The organism is Psychrobacter sp. CCUG 69069, assembly GCF_021023115.1.
In the GTDB taxonomy this organism is placed as follows: Bacteria; Pseudomonadota; Gammaproteobacteria; order Pseudomonadales; family Moraxellaceae; genus Psychrobacter; species Psychrobacter namhaensis.
In genome coordinates this window covers 139,047-156,039 of the sequence record NZ_QQAI01000007.1, presented here as the reverse complement: position 1 = coordinate 156,039, position 16,993 = coordinate 139,047, and the positions used below count along the sequence as shown (strand labels likewise).

The 16,993-nt window shown below is 44.0% G+C and carries 14 protein-coding genes and 2 rRNA genes; 12 read left to right on the top strand and 4 right to left on the bottom strand.

The features are described 5' to 3' along the window. From DVY93_RS06930 to DVY93_RS06900, 7 genes are all read left to right on the top strand, one after another. A 23S ribosomal RNA gene (locus DVY93_RS06930) occupies nt 1-103 on the top strand; the annotation flags it as partial. Nucleotides 104-289: 186 nt separating this feature from the next. After that, nucleotides 290-403, top strand: a 5S ribosomal RNA gene (gene rrf / locus DVY93_RS06925). Nucleotides 404-760: 357 nt separating this feature from the next. After that, complete coding sequence (locus tag DVY93_RS06920) at nt 761-1,822, top strand: TRAP transporter substrate-binding protein (protein ID WP_230709937.1); 1,062 nt, start codon at nt 761-763, stop codon at nt 1,820-1,822. A 17-nt stretch (nt 1,823-1,839) separates the two neighbouring features. After that, complete coding sequence (locus DVY93_RS06915) at nt 1,840-2,367, top strand: TRAP transporter small permease (RefSeq protein WP_230709936.1); 528 nt, start codon at nt 1,840-1,842, stop codon at nt 2,365-2,367. Beyond that, nucleotides 2,364-3,653, top strand: a complete 1,290-nt coding sequence (locus tag DVY93_RS06910) for a TRAP transporter large permease (protein ID WP_230709934.1) — start codon at nt 2,364-2,366, stop codon at nt 3,651-3,653. Before DVY93_RS06915 ends, DVY93_RS06910 begins: the two co-directional genes overlap by 4 nt. 320 nt (nt 3,654-3,973) lie before the next feature. Next, complete coding sequence (locus DVY93_RS06905) at nt 3,974-5,023, top strand: 5'-nucleotidase (RefSeq protein WP_230709932.1); 1,050 nt, start codon at nt 3,974-3,976, stop codon at nt 5,021-5,023. A 59-nt stretch (nt 5,024-5,082) separates the two neighbouring features. Then, the gene (locus tag DVY93_RS06900; RefSeq protein WP_230709930.1) at nt 5,083-5,688 is read left to right on the top strand and encodes a rhomboid family intramembrane serine protease; all 606 of its coding nucleotides are present in this window, start codon (nt 5,083-5,085) and stop codon (nt 5,686-5,688) included. A gap of 83 nt (nt 5,689-5,771) precedes the next feature. Here DVY93_RS06900 and DVY93_RS06895 read toward each other — a convergent pair whose 3' ends face one another. From DVY93_RS06895 to DVY93_RS06885, 3 genes are all read right to left on the bottom strand, one after another. After that, on the bottom strand, nt 5,772-6,317 hold the full coding sequence (locus DVY93_RS06895; RefSeq protein ID WP_230709928.1) for a hypothetical protein: 546 nt from the start codon (nt 6,315-6,317) through the stop codon (nt 5,772-5,774). 146 nt (nt 6,318-6,463) lie between these two features. Then, entirely contained in the window at nt 6,464-8,332 is a 1,869-nt protein-coding gene (locus tag DVY93_RS06890) for a sodium:solute symporter family protein (RefSeq protein WP_230709926.1), read from the bottom strand. A 4-nt stretch (nt 8,333-8,336) separates the two neighbouring features. Further along, on the bottom strand, nt 8,337-8,597 hold the full coding sequence (locus tag DVY93_RS06885) for a DUF4212 domain-containing protein (protein WP_193004696.1): 261 nt from the start codon (nt 8,595-8,597) through the stop codon (nt 8,337-8,339). Between the two features lie 886 nt (nt 8,598-9,483). Here DVY93_RS06885 and DVY93_RS06880 point away from each other — a divergent pair. Further along, a complete protein-coding gene (locus DVY93_RS06880; protein WP_230709924.1) occupies nt 9,484-10,980 on the top strand; it encodes an alanine/glycine:cation symporter family protein in 1,497 nt (498 codons plus the stop codon). 127 nt (nt 10,981-11,107) lie between these two features. Here the strand turns inward: DVY93_RS06880 and DVY93_RS06875 are convergent, their stop codons facing one another. Beyond that, nucleotides 11,108-12,745: an electron transfer flavoprotein-ubiquinone oxidoreductase gene (locus DVY93_RS06875; RefSeq protein WP_193004708.1), complete on the bottom strand. Its 1,638-nt coding sequence runs from the start codon at nt 12,743-12,745 to the stop codon at nt 11,108-11,110. Nucleotides 12,746-13,345: 600 nt separating this feature from the next. On the opposite strand from DVY93_RS06875, the gene DVY93_RS06870 reads away from it, so the two are divergent. The 4 genes from DVY93_RS06870 (at nt 13,346) to DVY93_RS06855 (ending at nt 16,973) form a co-directional block, all read left to right on the top strand. Next, nucleotides 13,346-14,020 carry a DUF1285 domain-containing protein gene (locus DVY93_RS06870; RefSeq protein WP_230709922.1) on the top strand — a complete coding sequence of 225 codons (675 nt, stop codon included), beginning with the start codon at nt 13,346-13,348 and terminating at the stop codon, nt 14,018-14,020. A gap of 197 nt (nt 14,021-14,217) precedes the next feature. Further along, nucleotides 14,218-15,261: a glutamate racemase gene (gene murI / locus DVY93_RS06865; protein ID WP_230709920.1), complete on the top strand. Its 1,044-nt coding sequence runs from the start codon at nt 14,218-14,220 to the stop codon at nt 15,259-15,261. A 164-nt stretch (nt 15,262-15,425) separates the two neighbouring features. Continuing rightward, the gene (locus DVY93_RS06860; protein ID WP_230709918.1) at nt 15,426-16,415 is read left to right on the top strand and encodes a DUF4062 domain-containing protein; all 990 of its coding nucleotides are present in this window, start codon (nt 15,426-15,428) and stop codon (nt 16,413-16,415) included. A 258-nt stretch (nt 16,416-16,673) separates the two neighbouring features. Further along, on the top strand, nt 16,674-16,973 hold the full coding sequence (locus tag DVY93_RS06855; RefSeq protein WP_193004692.1) for a hypothetical protein: 300 nt from the start codon (nt 16,674-16,676) through the stop codon (nt 16,971-16,973). The last annotated feature ends 20 nt before the right edge of the window (nt 16,974-16,993 follow it).

The following is a 16,993-nucleotide window of genomic DNA, read 5'->3' as shown; positions in this document are numbered from 1 at the left end:
TTCCCTAAAGAGCCGTTCAAGACTAGGACGTTGATAGGCAGGGTGTGGAAGCACAGCGATGTGTGTAGCTAACCTGTACTAATTGCTCGTTTGGCTTGACCATACAACACCCAAGTGGTTTGTATACCAAGTCTAATTAATCTATCTTGTATGACTGTAGTGGTCATAACGAAGAAATATATTTCGATATCACCTTTAACCTTGATTCAGTTAGGTTACAAGTTGATCGGCAACAAGCTAATACTTGATGTCAATAAATACAACAACAGACTCATATCTAACCCCCTTTGCTGACGACAATAGCACGATGGCACCACCTGATCCCTTCCCGAACTCAGAAGTGAAACATCGTAGCGCCAATGGTAGTGTGGTTCGCCCATGTGAGAGTAGGTCATCGTCAGCTCTCTATTCTAAGTAAAAGCCCTCTTCGCTAACGCGGAGGGGGCTTTTCTTTGTAGGCGGTTTGTTCGGAGCTTTCACAATCAACTGCTTTCTACCGCTCCTTATTTGAACGTTTAGTTTGAACGTCACTTCTTTGCTTAAATCTATTGAATAAAATTCATACCGGCCCTAAAACTCGCATAAATATATTTTTAAAATGATTTGACTTATATCATTTTAACTGATAATTTTAAATGGTATGTTATTAAAGCTAACCACATGGAAGTATTAGCTGATTATATATAACAGCATGTTAGTGGCTTAAAGCACTAAATATAAGTGTTATTTCTATTCTCATAATTATCAAAAGGAATTGATAATGAAGTTAGCTCCTCTTTTTTCAATAGGTGCTTTAGCAGCTATTAGTCTTTTAGGCTGTTCTAATCCATCGGCTAGTACTGCTAATGGCTCATCAGCGACCTCTCAAGATCCCACTATTTTACGTTTTTCTCACTTTTGGCCAGCAACTTCCTCTATTAGCACAGAAGTATTTGAGCCTTGGGCCAAACAAATAGAGACTGACTCTAATGGTCGCCTAAAAGTAGAGCTGTATCCTTCAGCGGGTCTTGCCAAAGCAGATGTTACTTATGAAGCTGCTGCGAAAGGAACGATAGATATTGGTTCACAAGCTCATGGCTATACCAATGGTCGTTTCCCTTTGACTCAGATCACTGAGCTTCCGGGCTTATCGAATTCAGCCACCCAAATGGGTTGTATGCTACAAACCCTTTATAATGATGGCACACTTGCTAGTGAGTATGAGGACACACACCTTTTGTTCATGTATGGTGCGGGTCCTGGGTCGCTTCATACGACGGATAAGCTGATTCGAACACCAGCAGACATGAAAGGTATGCGTATCCGCCGGCCCTCTGCGGTTGCTGGTGATATTATTGAAAGTGCTGGTGCATCACCTGTCGGATTACCTGCCAATGATATGTATACCTCGCTACAGCGCGGTGTCGTTGATGGGCTAAGCTTCCCTTGGGAGGCGGTAACGGCCTTTAAGATTGACGAGATCACTAAGTATCACACCAATATCCCTTTTTATAGTTCGGCACTTATGGTCACTATGAATAAGGACAAGTATGAAAGTTTACCTGATGATTTAAAGCAAGTTTTGGATAAAAACTCAGGGATGGCACTGGCCAATAAAGTTGGTGAAGTGTTTGATAAACATGACCAAATGGCCATACAAGCTGCCAAAGATAAAGGTGATGAAATCATTGAAATACCTGATCCCCTAAACGATCCAGACTGGAAAGGACCGCTGCAAAAAGGAACACAAAAATATCTAAGTGATGTCAATGCTTTGGGTCTAGACGCTGATAGTGTCTATGAAAAAGCGAAAGCTGCCAGTGCCGCCTGTAAAGTGGTATAACCCTTTGGAGGCGCTGTATGACATTCTTAATAAAACTTAGTACCCTCATCTCAAGGCTGTGCCAATTTATTGGTGGCATCAGCCTTATCATTATCGTCCTAACCACCATGTTAGACGTGACTGCCCGCTACATCTTCAAGCTCACTGGTGGTGAGCTTGGATTTACGGTCAAAGGGGGTGTGGAGATTGTCTCCTACTTTATGCTGTTTGCTTTGCTGGCCGCCTTTGCCGCTTTCGTCGAGCGCTCACAAATCATCGTCGACGTCTTTACCCAGAAAATGCTTCAGTCTATCAAAGGCTACTTGATGGGCCTCTTTATGCTTGGCTTCTTCTTTATTGGCGTTGTCTTTACTTGGGGTCTTTATGAGAGTGCCATTGACGCGCTTGAGTACGGCAAAGTCACCCAAGATCTGCGTATATCCATGATGCCCATTTATGCCATCAGTGCCTTTTTAAGCCTGTTGCTCGCCATTCGCTCACTGATCGAATCTATTAATATCTTTAAGACAGGCGAGTTCTTTGACGCCGAGGAGACAGGCGCATGAGTCCAGAAATTATCGGTGCAATTGGCTTAATCGTCATGATCTTACTGGTCGTCTTACGTGTACCCGTCGCGCTTGCGATGTTAGGTGTGGGTCTCGTTGGATTTGGCGCCGTCACCGCCCCTAGCGGCGCCCTACAAATGCTCAAAGACATCCCAGTCGATGTTTTGGCCAAGTATGACTTTAGTGCCATTCCTTTATTTATCTTAATGGGGGTCTTTGCCACCCATTCGGGTATGGCGGGCAAACTGTTTGAAGCCACCCGAACCATATTTGGTGGAGTGAGGGGAAGCCTTGGTATTGCTGGTATCGGCTCCTCTGGTATCTTTGCTTCTATTTCAGGCTCATCTCTCGCTACCGCTTCTACCATGACCAAAGTTGCCTTACCACAGATGGAGAAGTACGGTTACCAGCCAGGCTTTGCCTGCGGTGTCCTTGCTGCTGGCGGTACGCTGGGTATCATGATTCCGCCCAGTATTGCCTTACTGGTCTACGCCATCTTAACGCAGCAATCTGTTGGTGATATGTTCATTGCTGGCTTCTTACCGGGTATGCTTGGCATGGTGATGTATTCGATCACGGTCATGATCATGGTGCGCTGGAAGCCCCACTTAGCGCGTCGCGGTGAGTCTACGCCTTGGAAAGAAAAGCTTGTATCATTAACTGGTCTGATACCCTTTAGTTTTATCTTTATTGTGATTATTGCTGGTATTTTCTTTGGGTTATTTACCCCAACAGAAGGGGCAGCTGTAGGTGCTTTTGTTTCTTGGGCTTATGCTTTTGCCAAAGGCATGCGTATGAAAGGATTGAAGCAATCGCTCATTGAAACGCTCGCACTATCTGCGGTGGTGTTTTTTATGCTGCTGGGTGCAGAGGCGTTGGGCTACTTCATCTCAGTCTCTCGCTTATCTTACTCGCTTGCGACTTGGATTGGTACACTCGCAGTCAGTCCGATGGTGGTACTCATCTGTATTTTGATTATGTACTTTTTGCTTGGGCTGTTTATGGATGCCTTAGCGATGTTAGTGATTACCATTCCTGTGGTCTATCCCATCATAGTTGCTTTAGGGTTTGATCCGGTATGGTTTGGTATTATTGCGGTGTTGACGGTAGAGCTTGGTTTGATCACACCGCCCATGGGGATGAATATCTTTGTCATTAAAGCGATGGCGCCGCACATTAAACTGTCTGATATGTTTCGCGGGGTGGCGCCTTTTATTGTCTCTGATGTGATTCGTCTGGTTATTTTGGTTGCGTTCCCAGCCATATCTCTAGTGTTGTTAGCGTAAGGGCTAACGATAAAAGAAAGTCTAAAGAGTCGGTAAGACGTTGTCTAACAATTTATCTATGTTTTAAGCCACATTGTGTTCATCACAATGTGGCTTTTTTATGGGAAAGCGATAAGTTGGTTTAGAGGCTAGACTGCTCATCACAATATAAAAATAATAAAGACACTTTGAGCTGTTACTTTGTCTGCTCAAGTTTAAGCATCGTTGTACGGTTAAGTTATATTGCACAGTGATAACTTTTCTTAGCATTCTAAAGGCGGGTGAATGTAGTAAACTGGTAGATACTTTCGTATAGATAACATGATAGGCAGAGAAGATACATGGCAGTCGATTTTAGTAACACGCTAATAGTCGCGATTTCTGCAACCGCGCTTTTTGACTTAACAGAGTCAGAAAACTATTTATTGCAGCTCTTAGAGCAGCGACCTACCAGCGCTATTAAAGAGTTCCGTGACTACATGAGCGAGCGTGAAAACGATCCTTTAAGTATTGGTGCTGGCTATCCGTTGATCAAAGCACTGCTCAATCTAAATGACTACTGTAATACAGAGGGCACAGAGTTAGAGATGGAAGCCCCACTAGTAGAAGTCGTTATCGTCTCAAAAAGCAGTCCAGATACGGGTATCCAAGTACTTAACGCGATTCTTGAACACGGGCTGAACATTTCACGATCAGCGTTTATTTCAGGCAGCCTTGTTGCGCCTTATATTCAAGATTTCAACGTTGACTTGTTTTTAACCACCAACCGTGATGATGCGCAGCAAGTTGCTGACGCTAATATCTGCGCTTGCGCGATACTCGATGCGACGCCTGTAAACACATATGAGTTAGATACCAATCAGCTGCGCATTGCTTTTGATGGAGATGCGGTGCTATTTGATGATTCAGGCGAGCTACTTTATAAGCAAAAAGGTCTGCGCGCCTTTCATGATCGTGAAACGCAGATGCGTGACTTACCCATCGAAAAAGGCCCTTATGCGGAGTTACTGATTAAGCTATCAAAATTACAAGAGCGCCTGCCAGCCGGTCTCAAATACTCTCCAGTAAAGATTGCATTGGTGACCGCCCGTAACGCACCCGCTGATCTACGTGCGATCAAGACACTACGAGAATGGGGAGTCAATGTCGATATGGCGTTTTTCTTAGGTGGCCTAGAAAAAACAGCAGTACTGAGAACGTTTGCTCCCCACATTTTTTTTGATGACTCGATCAAGCATATTGATGCAGCACGTAGCTTCATTCCTACTGCCTTGGTTCCTTATCATTCGACATCATTACTACACGGCGACAGTTACTTAACGGCGGATAAAGATGTGTCCTTGTTGGCTTTTACACCGGTAGAGCGGCCCCTTTTTGCCGTGAGTCATTAAGGCGGTTCTAAAAAAAGTAGGGCAACAAGAAGGTCATTCACAAAAAGACAAGGTGTGGTATGAATTGGCAGCAGTTATTCAGCTTGATTGTGATACGAATAAAGCAGGTGATTGGTTTATATGCTTTTGTATTAATACCCATGTGGGGTATGTTTTTATTAAATGAAGTCGCGCTGTTTGGACTGTGGAATATTTTTGGTATTGTCCCGCGTGCTTTAGATGTGGGCAGTCTGATAGGGGTGTTTGCTTCGTGGACGATGCATGGCAATTTTCCGCATTTACTTGGTAATACTGTCACGTTGTTACAAATCTTATTCTTGTTTGGTTTGTTTGAAAAAAATGCGTATCGTACTGTGCTAAAGCTGATTGTCGCCTCTGGTTTGGTCACTTGGGTGATTGGCTCACCATCTTCCATTCATATTGGTGCTTCAGGACTGTGTTTTGCGATGCTCGGTTACATGATAGGCGGCGCCGTGTTTGCTCGTCGCTGGGGGTATCTATTGGCCTGTATTATTATGGGGACTGGCTATTGGCTGACTATCAAGCAAGGACTAATGCCCCAACAAGGCATCTCATTTGCGGCGCACTTTGGTGGTTTGTGCGCCGGACTACTGTTAGGAGCTAACTCAAAGCATACTTATTCAGCAAATTCACAGCGCTATTAAATGCCCCAAACATATAAAATTTGATAGAACCGCTCTCATCGTGATGTCTCAAGATCGATCTATTGCTCACGCTTATGGCATTGCTAGTTTTTATCAGTGCAAATACTGGTGAATAATGGATCATCGGTCGCCAAATCTCGCCATGCTGTTGTTTGCTTCACATGTTCATCAATCGAAAGCTGGCTGCCTTTTTCGGGTAACACATAATCTGCGCGTGCAGGGATGCTGCAATCGATGACTTGTGGCACTTTTTGCACACTTCTACGCCGTTCAAATAAATACAAATTGACCAAGTATATATTTGGGTCGTTGACCTGCACAGTGGCGTTGCCAACATCGGCAGCTATAAAACGTAATATTTGTGGCTTAGCATATGACCATGGGCGGAACCATTCGGTACTTTCCGCGGTTTTTACGACTTGCACGCCTTCTGGTAGCTTACTTACTTGTTGACCATACCAGTTATATTCTTGGTGTATTTGAAAGGCAAACATGCCGATAGCCGCAAATAGAGGGATCAGCCATTTGGGTGCGCGTTTGCCTGCCAGTTTACTGAGATGAGTTATGATTAGTGCCAGCCCAGCCATACCAAATGCAGCAGCTATGGTAGCGATAAACTCAAAAAGCATAAAATCTTCCTTAATACGATAGGCACATTGAATAAAGCAAAAATTCAAAAACTTTTATAATAAATAGGAGATAAAAAAATCACTCACAAGCAGCTACTGCCTGTGAGTGATATATGGTAACTGACAATATATCATCATTTGGAAGCTTAGTGGTCGATGGCTCCACCAGCGCCACGTGGCGAACGAACGCTTTCTACCAATTCTTGGATATGTAACGGCGGCGCTTTAGTCGCATACGAAACAATAAACGCTACGATAAAGTTCAACAATGCCCCAATCGCGCCAAATGATAATGGCGAGATACCGAACAACCAGTAATCGGCTGTATCAGGGAAGTTTGCCGTACCGCTGATGAAAAACCAGCCTTTAAAGACAAAGATATAAACCAAGATACTAATCAAACCTGTCAGCATACCAGCGATCGCACCAATATTGTTAACACGTTTAGAGAAGATACCCATCATTAGCGCAGGGAAGAGTGAGGCACCAGCGATACCAAATGCTAATGCTACCACCTGTGCTGCAAACCCTGGTGGGTTAATACCGAGCCATGTAGCCACGACAATCGCGACACTCATGGTGATACGTGCGACTAGTAGCTCACCTTTATCACTAATGTTTGGATTAAGATTACGTTTAATCAAATCATGACTGATGGCTGAGGATATCGCCAGTAGCAGACCAGCGGCTGTTGATAGTGCTGCGGCTAGACCACCTGCTGCGATAAGTCCAATAACCCATGGTGGAAGCTGGGCAATCTCTGGGTTGGCCAGTACTAAGATATCAGCATTGACATCAAGCTCGTTACCTGCCCAGCCTGCATCGGCAAAGCGGCCGTCAACTTCTAGATCATGTGCGACACGTGCTGTTTCAACAGCGGTAGTCGCGGCAGCCACATCACCGCCCTCAGTTTGTGCACTGGCTAATGCAGTTTCTGCAGCGCCAAGTCCACTGTCGTTATACATCTGAATACGACCATCATTATTGAGGTCAGTATATTTAATAAGGCCCGTGTCTTCCCACGTTCTCATCCAGTCTGGACGTTGATCATAGTCGATAGCAGGCTCTTCGACACCTTGTGGATAGATAGTGTCGATAAGGTTTAGACGCGCCATAGCACCTACTGCAGGCGCAGTAAAGTACAGAAGTGAGATAAACACTAGCGTCCAACCAGCTGTCCAGCGAGCGTCAGCCACTTTAGGGACGGTAAAGAAGCGAATGATAACGTGTGGTAGACCAGCTGTACCAATCATAAGCGATAAGGTAAATAGCACCATATTTAGCTTATTAGGGACATCAGCGGTGTAGGCTGTGAAACCTAAATCAGTCACTACCTGATCGAGCTTGGTCAAGATAGGAACGCCAGATTCTATATGGTTTGAAAATAAACCCAAACCTGGAATTGGATTGCCCGTCAACTCAAGTGAGATGAAAACTGCAGGAATGGTATAAGCAATCATAAGAACCACATACTGCGCAACCTGCGTGTAAGTAATCCCTTTCATACCACCAAGGACTGCGTAGAAGAAGACCACAACAGCTGCAATGATAAGACCAGTCGTGTTTTCAACTTCTAAGAAGCGTGAGAAAGCAACACCAGCACCCGTCATCTGACCGATAACGTAAGTGGTCGATGCGATAATCAAACAAACCACTGCGATCATAGCGGCGGTCTTAGAATAAAAGCGATCGCCAATAAAATCAGGAACGGTAAACTTACCAAACTTACGTAAATAAGGCGCAAGTAACATGGCGAGTAGAACGTAACCACCCGTCCAGCCCATCAAATACGTTGATGCACCGTAACCACCAGCAGCAAGTAAGCCTGCCATCGAGATAAATGACGCGGCACTCATCCAGTCAGCAGCGGTTGCCATACCATTCACAACGGGATGCACGCCGCCGCCTGCAACATAAAACTCACTTGTTGAACCAGCACGCGCCCAAATCGCAATACCGAAGTAGAGAGCGAAAGATAGACCTACAAAAATAATATTAATCGTAAATTGACTCATGGGGCTATTCCTCGTCTACACCGTATTGTTTATCTAACTTATTCATACGCCAAGCGTAGAAGAAAATTAAAATGATAAATACCCCAATGGATCCTTGTTGAGCGAACCAAAAGCCCAAATCGGTCCCACCGATTCTAATACCTGCTAAAAGAGGACGTAATAAAATTCCAAACCCGTAAGAGCATAGCGCCCAAATAATCAGGCTGCCTAAAATGAGACGGACATTGGCACGCCAATAACCGGATGGATCGTTGTGGTTTTCCATAGGACAACTCCTTTTGTCTACCTAAAATACAATTGTTGGTCTAACCCTAATAAATTACGACGATTTGGCACTTATCGATTGCGACGACATTATCTCTACAGCAAAAACTTTGCTTGATAGACAGCCAATACCAAGTAATCCAACAGCGTTAACACAAACAACAATATGAGAGAGGCTTTGGCTATTTTTTATTACTTAAATTGTCATAAAAAATAGATAGGTACTGCTTTATAAAGTAAGAGTTACAAACAGTGAGACCTTTAATGGGTAACTATAAACACGCGTATTTAACCTGTTGTGTTTGCAAACAATCACTCAATAGTCAGGTATCGCATTGGTCACTTTTATTAAGACTGCCATGTAAAAGGCACAGGGTTTATCTAGGAAGAAAGAGGAGGTAGGACAGTCCGCTGTCTTTTTCACAATCTTGTCTTCCTGACAAGCATCTTAAAGTTTTTAATGCTTTCACCATTCATGCAGATTACTGAATGGTTAATCTACACTAACATTGATAAAATCGTTTTATCAACAATAAAACATAAAAATTATTCATATAAATCAAAGTTTTTTATAATAATTAGTATGTAAGTTGCCACATTAGACGTTGACATCATGGTGATAGTACGTAAACGGTCTAGTTTGTGCTATTAAATTGTTACTCAATACATTCTATAGGATATCAAGTGTAAGTAACATTTATTTTATAAATAAAATTACTGAGTTAATAACCAAACGTGATGGTTGTAAACAACCTTATAACTATAGAATGCACGTGACATTTTGATCTCCGCCATTTTAAGTACGCGTTTTTAAGGTTAGAATTGGGCGACAACGATATCAATAAGACATACAAGCAAGATATATAAAGGGTAAATGAGGAGTCCGTATGAGCGAAGGGGTAGCAGGTTGGTTTAATAACATTGTAAATTACGGTGTTGGTATTATCTGGGGAAACAATGATTGGTTGATCGCGAGTAATCCTTGGTACGGACTGTTAATGTTCTTACTGATTGGTGCTGGCCTGTATTTCACCGTGGTCACACGCTTTATCCAGTTCCGTCATTTTGGTCACATGTGGCAATTGTTACGTGTCTCCAATCAAGGGCGTAAAGATGGTGGTATCAGCTCGTTTGAGGCCTTGATGACATCGTTAGCGGCGCGCGTTGGGACCGGTAATCTGGCCGGGGTCGCGATTGCGATTTATCTCGGTGGTCCAGGGGCGGTATTTTGGATGTGGATGACAGCGATCGTTGGTATGTCGACCAGCTTTATCGAATCCACCTTAGCACAAGCGTACAAAGTCCCACACAATGATAATGTCTACCGCGGTGGACCTGCTTATTATATTGAAAAAGGTCTCGGTAAGCGTTGGTTAGCCATATTTTTCTCAGTGTGCCTGCTCGTGGCTTTTGGTTTAGCGTTCAACGGTGTACAGTCAAATACCATTGCCCAAGCGACCAATGAAGCCTTTGGGGTGCCAACGTGGATGACGGGCGCGGTCTTGGTGGCCCTAGTTGCGCCAGTGGTCTTCGGTGGTTTACGTTCGGTCGCGCGTATCGCGGGTAAAATCGTACCCATCATGGCGATTTTATATATTTTATTGGCCTTATTTATTATCGTCACTAACTTTAGCCAGTTCCCAGCAGCGATTGTGTTAATTGTAAAGTCAGCGTTTGGTTTTGAGCAAGCAGCGGGCGGGGTTATTGGTTATGGTATTGCTCAGGCCATGATCAACGGTATCAAGCGTGGTTTGTTTTCGAATGAAGCCGGTATGGGTTCAGCACCGAATGCTGCAGCAACGGCGAAGAGTCATCCTGATCATCCCGCTGTGCAAGGGTTTATGCAAATGCTGGGGGTGTTTATGGATACCCTTATTATCTGTACAGCAACTGCGTCAATCATTATTTTATCTGGTGTGGTCGATCCAAATGTTGAGCAAGAGGGTATTCAGCTCACTCAGTTGGCCTTATCGCAGTATGTTGGTGACTTAGGTATTATCTTTGTCGCGATTGCTATTTTCTTCTTTTCGTTTACCTCCATCATTGCTAACTATAGTTATGGTGAATCGAACCTTGAGTTCATCTCTGGCACCAAAAATGCCAAAGTCATGATCATGATATTCCGCTTTATGGTGCTGGGCATGGTGTTTGTTGGTGCTGTTGCCAGTCTGCCAGCGATCTGGAACTTCGCCGATCTATCGATGGGACTGATGGCCTTGGTCAACTTAGTGGCTATTTTAATGTTGTCTCCTGTGGCGCTGAGAATATTGCGTGACTATGAGCGTCAAGTAAAAGAAGGCAAAACAGGCGATCAAATCAAATTTGACCCTGATGATTTTGTGAAGCTAAAAGATGAAGCCAATCGTGATGCTTGGACGGATTAAGCTGAAAAATCCACATTGATGGTTAAACATATCAGTATAAAAAAGCGCCCTTCTTTTATATAAAAGAAGGGCGCTTTTTATTGGCGTGCTGTTACTGTCTTAAAACAAGCATTATCGCAGTTGCGACTTACATGTTTGGATAGTTAGGACCACCGCCGCCTTCTGGTGTGACCCAAGTAATATTCTGCGAAGGGTCTTTGATATCACAGGTCTTACAATGGACGCAGTTTTGGGCATTGATGACGAACTTGGCGCCCTCAGCGTCTTTTACCACTTCATAGACACCAGCTGGACAGTACAAACGTGCTGGCTCAGCATACAAGGGCAAGTTGATTGATACAGGTACCGTCGGGTCGGTCAATTTTAAATGCGTCGGCTGATCTTCAGCATGGTTGGTGTTAGATATAAAGACCGATGACAATTTATCAAATACCAATTTACCATCAGGCTTTAGGTAGGTTGGTTGATAAGCATGATTGGCACGTTCTAGTTGATCATAGTCTGGGCGATTGTCATGTATGGTAAATGGCATCTTACCTTTTAGCAGGTTGTGCTCAATAAAGATAAAAGCGCCACCCATGAACTGGCCCATACGGTGCATCGCAGGTGAGAAGTTGCGCGACTCGTAATTGTCTTGATAGAGCCATGACTCTTTATACATCGTGCTATAGGCAACGACTTCGTCATGTTGACGATCTGCTTGCAGTGCCTCAAAGATAGCTTCGGCTGCTAGCATGCCTGACTTCATCGAGGTATGGGTGCCTTTGATTTTGGCTGGGTTCAAAAATCCAGCATCATCACCGACCAACACGCCACCTGGGAAGGTGAATTTTGGTAATGAGTTCAAACCACCTTTAGTCAGTGCACGCGCGCCGTAAGAAATACGCTTACCGCCTTCTAGCACCTCTTTGATGACAGGATGCGTTTTTAAGCGTTGCATCTCATCAAATGGAGACATGTATGGGTTGTGATAAGACAGGTCAGCGACCAGACCAAAGCTTACTTGGTTGTTTTCATCAAAGTACAACCACCAACCACCGGTAGAGCCAGTTTCTGTTAATGGCCAGCCAAGACCGTGCATGACCACACCTTGCTCGTGTTTTTCTGGCGCAACTTCCCACAGCTCTTTTAGACCGATACCATAGTGCTGAGGGTCAGAGTCTTTATCAAGACCGAAACGACTGATTAAGCGCTTGCCCAAATGACCGCGGCTGCCTTCGGCAAAGATGGTGTACTTGGCCAGTAGCTCGTAACCAGGCTCAAAGCTAGGCTTCGCTTCGCCATTAGCGGCCACACCCATATCGCCTGTTAAGATGCCTCTGACTGAACCATCGTCGTTATACAAGATATCATCGGCAGGGAAACCTGGGAACATCATGACTTCAAGCTCTTCTGCCTGTACGGCCAACCAGCGAACCACATTACCCAGCGAGACAATATAGTTGCCGTTATTGTGCATCGGACCTGGAATTAATGAATCAGGCACTTTGGTAGAGCGCGTGGCTGAGTTTAAGTAGTAGAAGCGATCTTCGGTTGCTGGCACGTTAAGTGGCGCGCCTTTTTCTTTCCAGTCTGGGATCAGCTCGTTCAAAGCACGTGGCTCGATGACGGCGCCAGACAGGGTATGCGCTCCGAACTCAGAGCCTTTTTCAACCACACAAACCATAAATTCATCATTGCCAGCTTTAATAGCGAGCTGACGTAGACGGATGGCAGCAGAGAGACCAGCAGGTCCACCACCGACGATGATGACATCGAACTCCATTGATTCACGTTCGATCTCAGGCTCTTGTGCGACAGGCTCTACTACTGGCTCTGGCGCTTTTTCCGCAGCAACTGTTTCAGTTATTTGCTCTTCTTGAGTCGCAGCTGTTGGCTCTGCTGTCTCTGTTGCTACTGGCGTGCCCGTATTCACAGTGTCACCATCCATAACTGGCTTTTGATTGTCTTGCTCTTGCATACCTACTCCTAAACTTTTAGTGGCTTATCTCAGGGCATCATTAGCTTAACAATTAAATAATAGATTTGCGGCGCTAACGCTACTCAGACATATGGCTGCCCGATAAAAACTGCCTTTGTGACACCAGTTGACCACGTTGCTGTTAAGGTCAATTATTTAAAGACATCAACCTATGACGTAAAATGTGTCATTAACACAACACCCACTTGACCAATTCAATAAAAAATCGTTACTCATTATAAAAGAAAAGTCTTACAAACACGATACGCATTTATGAGTATCGGTGTTAAGGTAAGTTCAAGATAATAAGGGTATTGACGAAATATGGTTTCATCATACCCGAAACTAAAATTTATAGTAATAATAGATTTGCCAAACTTTGAACACTAGGTAAAGGATGACAAGATGAATAACGATAATAAAAGCATCACGGAAAATGATAACAGTGTGGCTAACTCCCCAAACGACAAGGTATCCAACCTAAATAGTATGGAGGCACTCAGTCACTATCTAAAGTCTACTGCCGGTGAGCGGGCAGGTCGTGCCATACCGCCACTAGAAAAGTGGCACCCTGAGAATGTGGCGGATATGGACTTAGTCATAAAGGCAAATGGGGAATGGTGGCATGAAGGAGGACAGATGACCCGTGAGTCATTGGTGAGCTTGTTTGCCACTATTTTATGGAAAGAAGAAAATAAGGGCAAGACTGAGTACTTCTTAAAGACACCTGTACAAAAAATCCGTATCCAAGTCGAGGACGCGCCATTACTGATCAACGATGTGGGTATAGTCTATGAAGGCGATACCAGTTGGTTGGAGTTTACGACAACGACAGGTGATGTGCTACGGCTAGATGAAAAGCACCCCATCATGTTAAAGACGTACAGTAATCAGGAAGCCGCAGTCGAGGCGCAAGTACGGCCTTATATGCCTGTGAGAAATGGTTTAACCGCACTTATCGGTCGCAATACTTTTTATCATTTGACCGAAATTGGCGAGCTGACCGAACAAAACGGCGAGACGACTCTCACCTTACAAAGTGGTGGTAAGTCTTATCAGCTGTCGATGCCAGCCAACTAAGGGTCCGTCACTATTTAGAGGAACCATTTAAAGCAACTGATGAACAGCAATTTATTCGTTGCAATCCACTGTATAGGTACTATAATTTTTTACGGAACGATTCGCTAGCTACACGCTGCATCGTATTTAACGCACTTATCAGTGGCTAACTCGTATTAAGATGATGATATGTATATAAAAGTAGCGGTAGCGTAACGATGGATATTATCGTAGGTAACGCCAGCAATGTGGTTGAAAAAGGGACAGAAACTGTGAGTGGCAAGGCTTTGAAGAAGACTACCACGGCAAAAATAGGGGCCAATAAAGCAGATATTAATAAATTTGCTGTTCAGAAGGTTTTGATAAATAAAGACCGCAGCGCCCCAATAGGGTTGTTTGACTCTGGCATTGGTGGTTTATCCATTTATCTCCATTTAGCCCAGCAGCTACCTGCCGAGCGTTATGTTTATTATGCCGACACCCTAAATGTACCCTATGGCAGTCGTGATAGTGATGATATTGAAGCCTTGACCCTCACGGCAGTAGAGTGGCTGTATAAGCAGGGCTGTAAACTCATCGTCATTGCTTGCAATAGTGCCTCAGCCTACGCGTTGGAGACCGCAAGGCGGTGTTATCCTCAGCTGCCCATCGTAGGTTTAGTACCGGCTTTGAAACCCGCAGTACTGGCGAGTAAAAGTGGCCGTGTGGCGGTATTGGCGACTAAGGCAACCTTGAATGGGTCATTGCTTAATGAGGTTATCAACCACTTTGCTCACCCTAATAACACGGCAGTCATCAAGTATTTTGACCCCCAACTGGTGCCGTGGGTAGAAGTAGGGATGCCAGAACAGGATGACACAGCGCTACGCTTACGCCAGCAGCTACACACATTTGCGAATGATGGGGTAGATCAGTTGGTGCTAGGCTGTACGCATTATCCGTTTTTTAAAGCGTTTTTATTAGAAGAGATTGCCCAGCAGCAATTATCGATACAGGTAGTGGATTCTGGGCAAGCGATTGCTGAGCGAGTCAAGCAACTGTTGGTGGCAAATCAAATGTCTGCAAGCTCTGATAATGAAACAGAGGGGCGTTATTTAGACAATAGTGGGGCAGATAGTAGTCTATCAAAGCCGTTGAACCATACTAAGGACGGCAAGCAACTCCCACTAACTTTTTATGCCACAAAATCTGATGATAAACTGGACGTTTTAATAGAGCGTCTGCTTGGTAAAAAGGCAGCGCTGCAATACTACTCTAAATAGCCGCTATTGATATTGATTCAATCAATTCCATAACCTAAATAGTGATTTAATCAAATAAATTGAGCTCATCTTTGTAGGATTATGCTAGGCTGTGCCCAGCAAGATATTTGTGCTGTACTTGATATCATACTCTTTTATGCCACGACCTAAGTTTAGAGGTAACTGTGTCAAACTGTCGCTATCATATTCATGTCATATGCGCTGACAATGATCAATTGCTGGTCTTAGACAGCTTATCGATCTTCTTTCAGTCTCGTGCGTTCTTAACCCATGATGTGTCGAGTAAACTACCAAAAGCGTCACTATATGGGCGCCAATGCATTGACTCTTGCGATTATGCGTTGATGATCATCGGAGACAGCTACGGTACGGTACAAAAAACGGGTGTTAGCCAGATGCATTTGAGTTATTTAAATGCCAAAGCCAAACTCAAACCTTTACTGATATTCATCAAAAACCATCATCAGGATGCCAATATCAGTCGGCAACTACAAGAATTCATTAAATCAGTGACTCGGCAAGACAACGAGCTCTATTATTATGATACAGAAAATGACATCGAGCAATTACTTGTACAAGCTTATTATAATGTCGTGAGTAATCATAAAGTGTCTGGTGGTTGGGTAAGAGCCAGCGAGGAGATGATCAAGTTTAGCCAGCAAACGGTGGCCGAAAGATTTGCCGATCTTTTAGCGACTAATAAAGCCAATAACCAAGACAGCAACGCTGATGATGAACTCATAGCAGATAAAGTTAGTAGACCCATTGTATTAATGGAAGCCTTTAACGTTAAATACAGCGCACAAGCTTATGAAGGCGGCAACTTAACAGACGTCTCTAGAACCATGCTGCTAACGTGGCGAGAGATATTGGTGGTACTAATGAACATTCCGTCGCCCTTTTCCAGTTATGGATTGCAAAACGCTATTAACCGCTTAATAGCATCAAAAGCTGAGCGAGACATTAAAAAAGACATGCCAAATGTCCACGCCGTCTCACGCTGCCAAATTTTCCAAGATGATCTAAACAATCTGCAACGCCAACTGGTGGCTGCAAGTTGGATCCAGCTAACCACCTACGGTACTCGAGTCTCACAAGAGCTTTGGAAGTTGACCGCTTATGCAAAAAACCTATTAAGTAACGAGGATATCTAACCTTAACCATCAGAATTGAATGCTAATAGTGTTGGGCTTCTCCCGCTTAATCAAGTTAAGCGTCATATCGATTGTAAAATCTCGTCTGCGCTTATGACTACGTTTTGTAATACAAAGCATACGCGTCAATGGTTGTGAATCTAAGCAAGACTGGTAATAATAGAATAAAGCAGCGAGTAATATCGAGTGCATCATTTATATTAAAATTACAACCAGACAGACCGTACAATAATACTGACCAATTAAGGAGAGCGCATAATGAGTAACGCTAAAAATGATGAGTTAAAAAGAGAGCTTGATGGCCTAGAAAAATCCATGCATGATGCGGATCAGTTTCACACCTTAGAAGAGCAAGTGGCAGATATGAAGCGTCGCGGCATCGATCCGAGTCAAGTGTATAAAGAGATGGATAGAAAAGAAGAGGATGAAGATTGGGGCGATGCCACTTGGAAAGAAAATGGCAAATGGGAACCAAAAACGCCTGCTGATTTAGATGAAAAAGCACGTGAAAACTGGAATGGTGACAATGGCAAACCAAATCCGCCCCCTATCGTTTAAATGTATATTGAAGCGTTGTG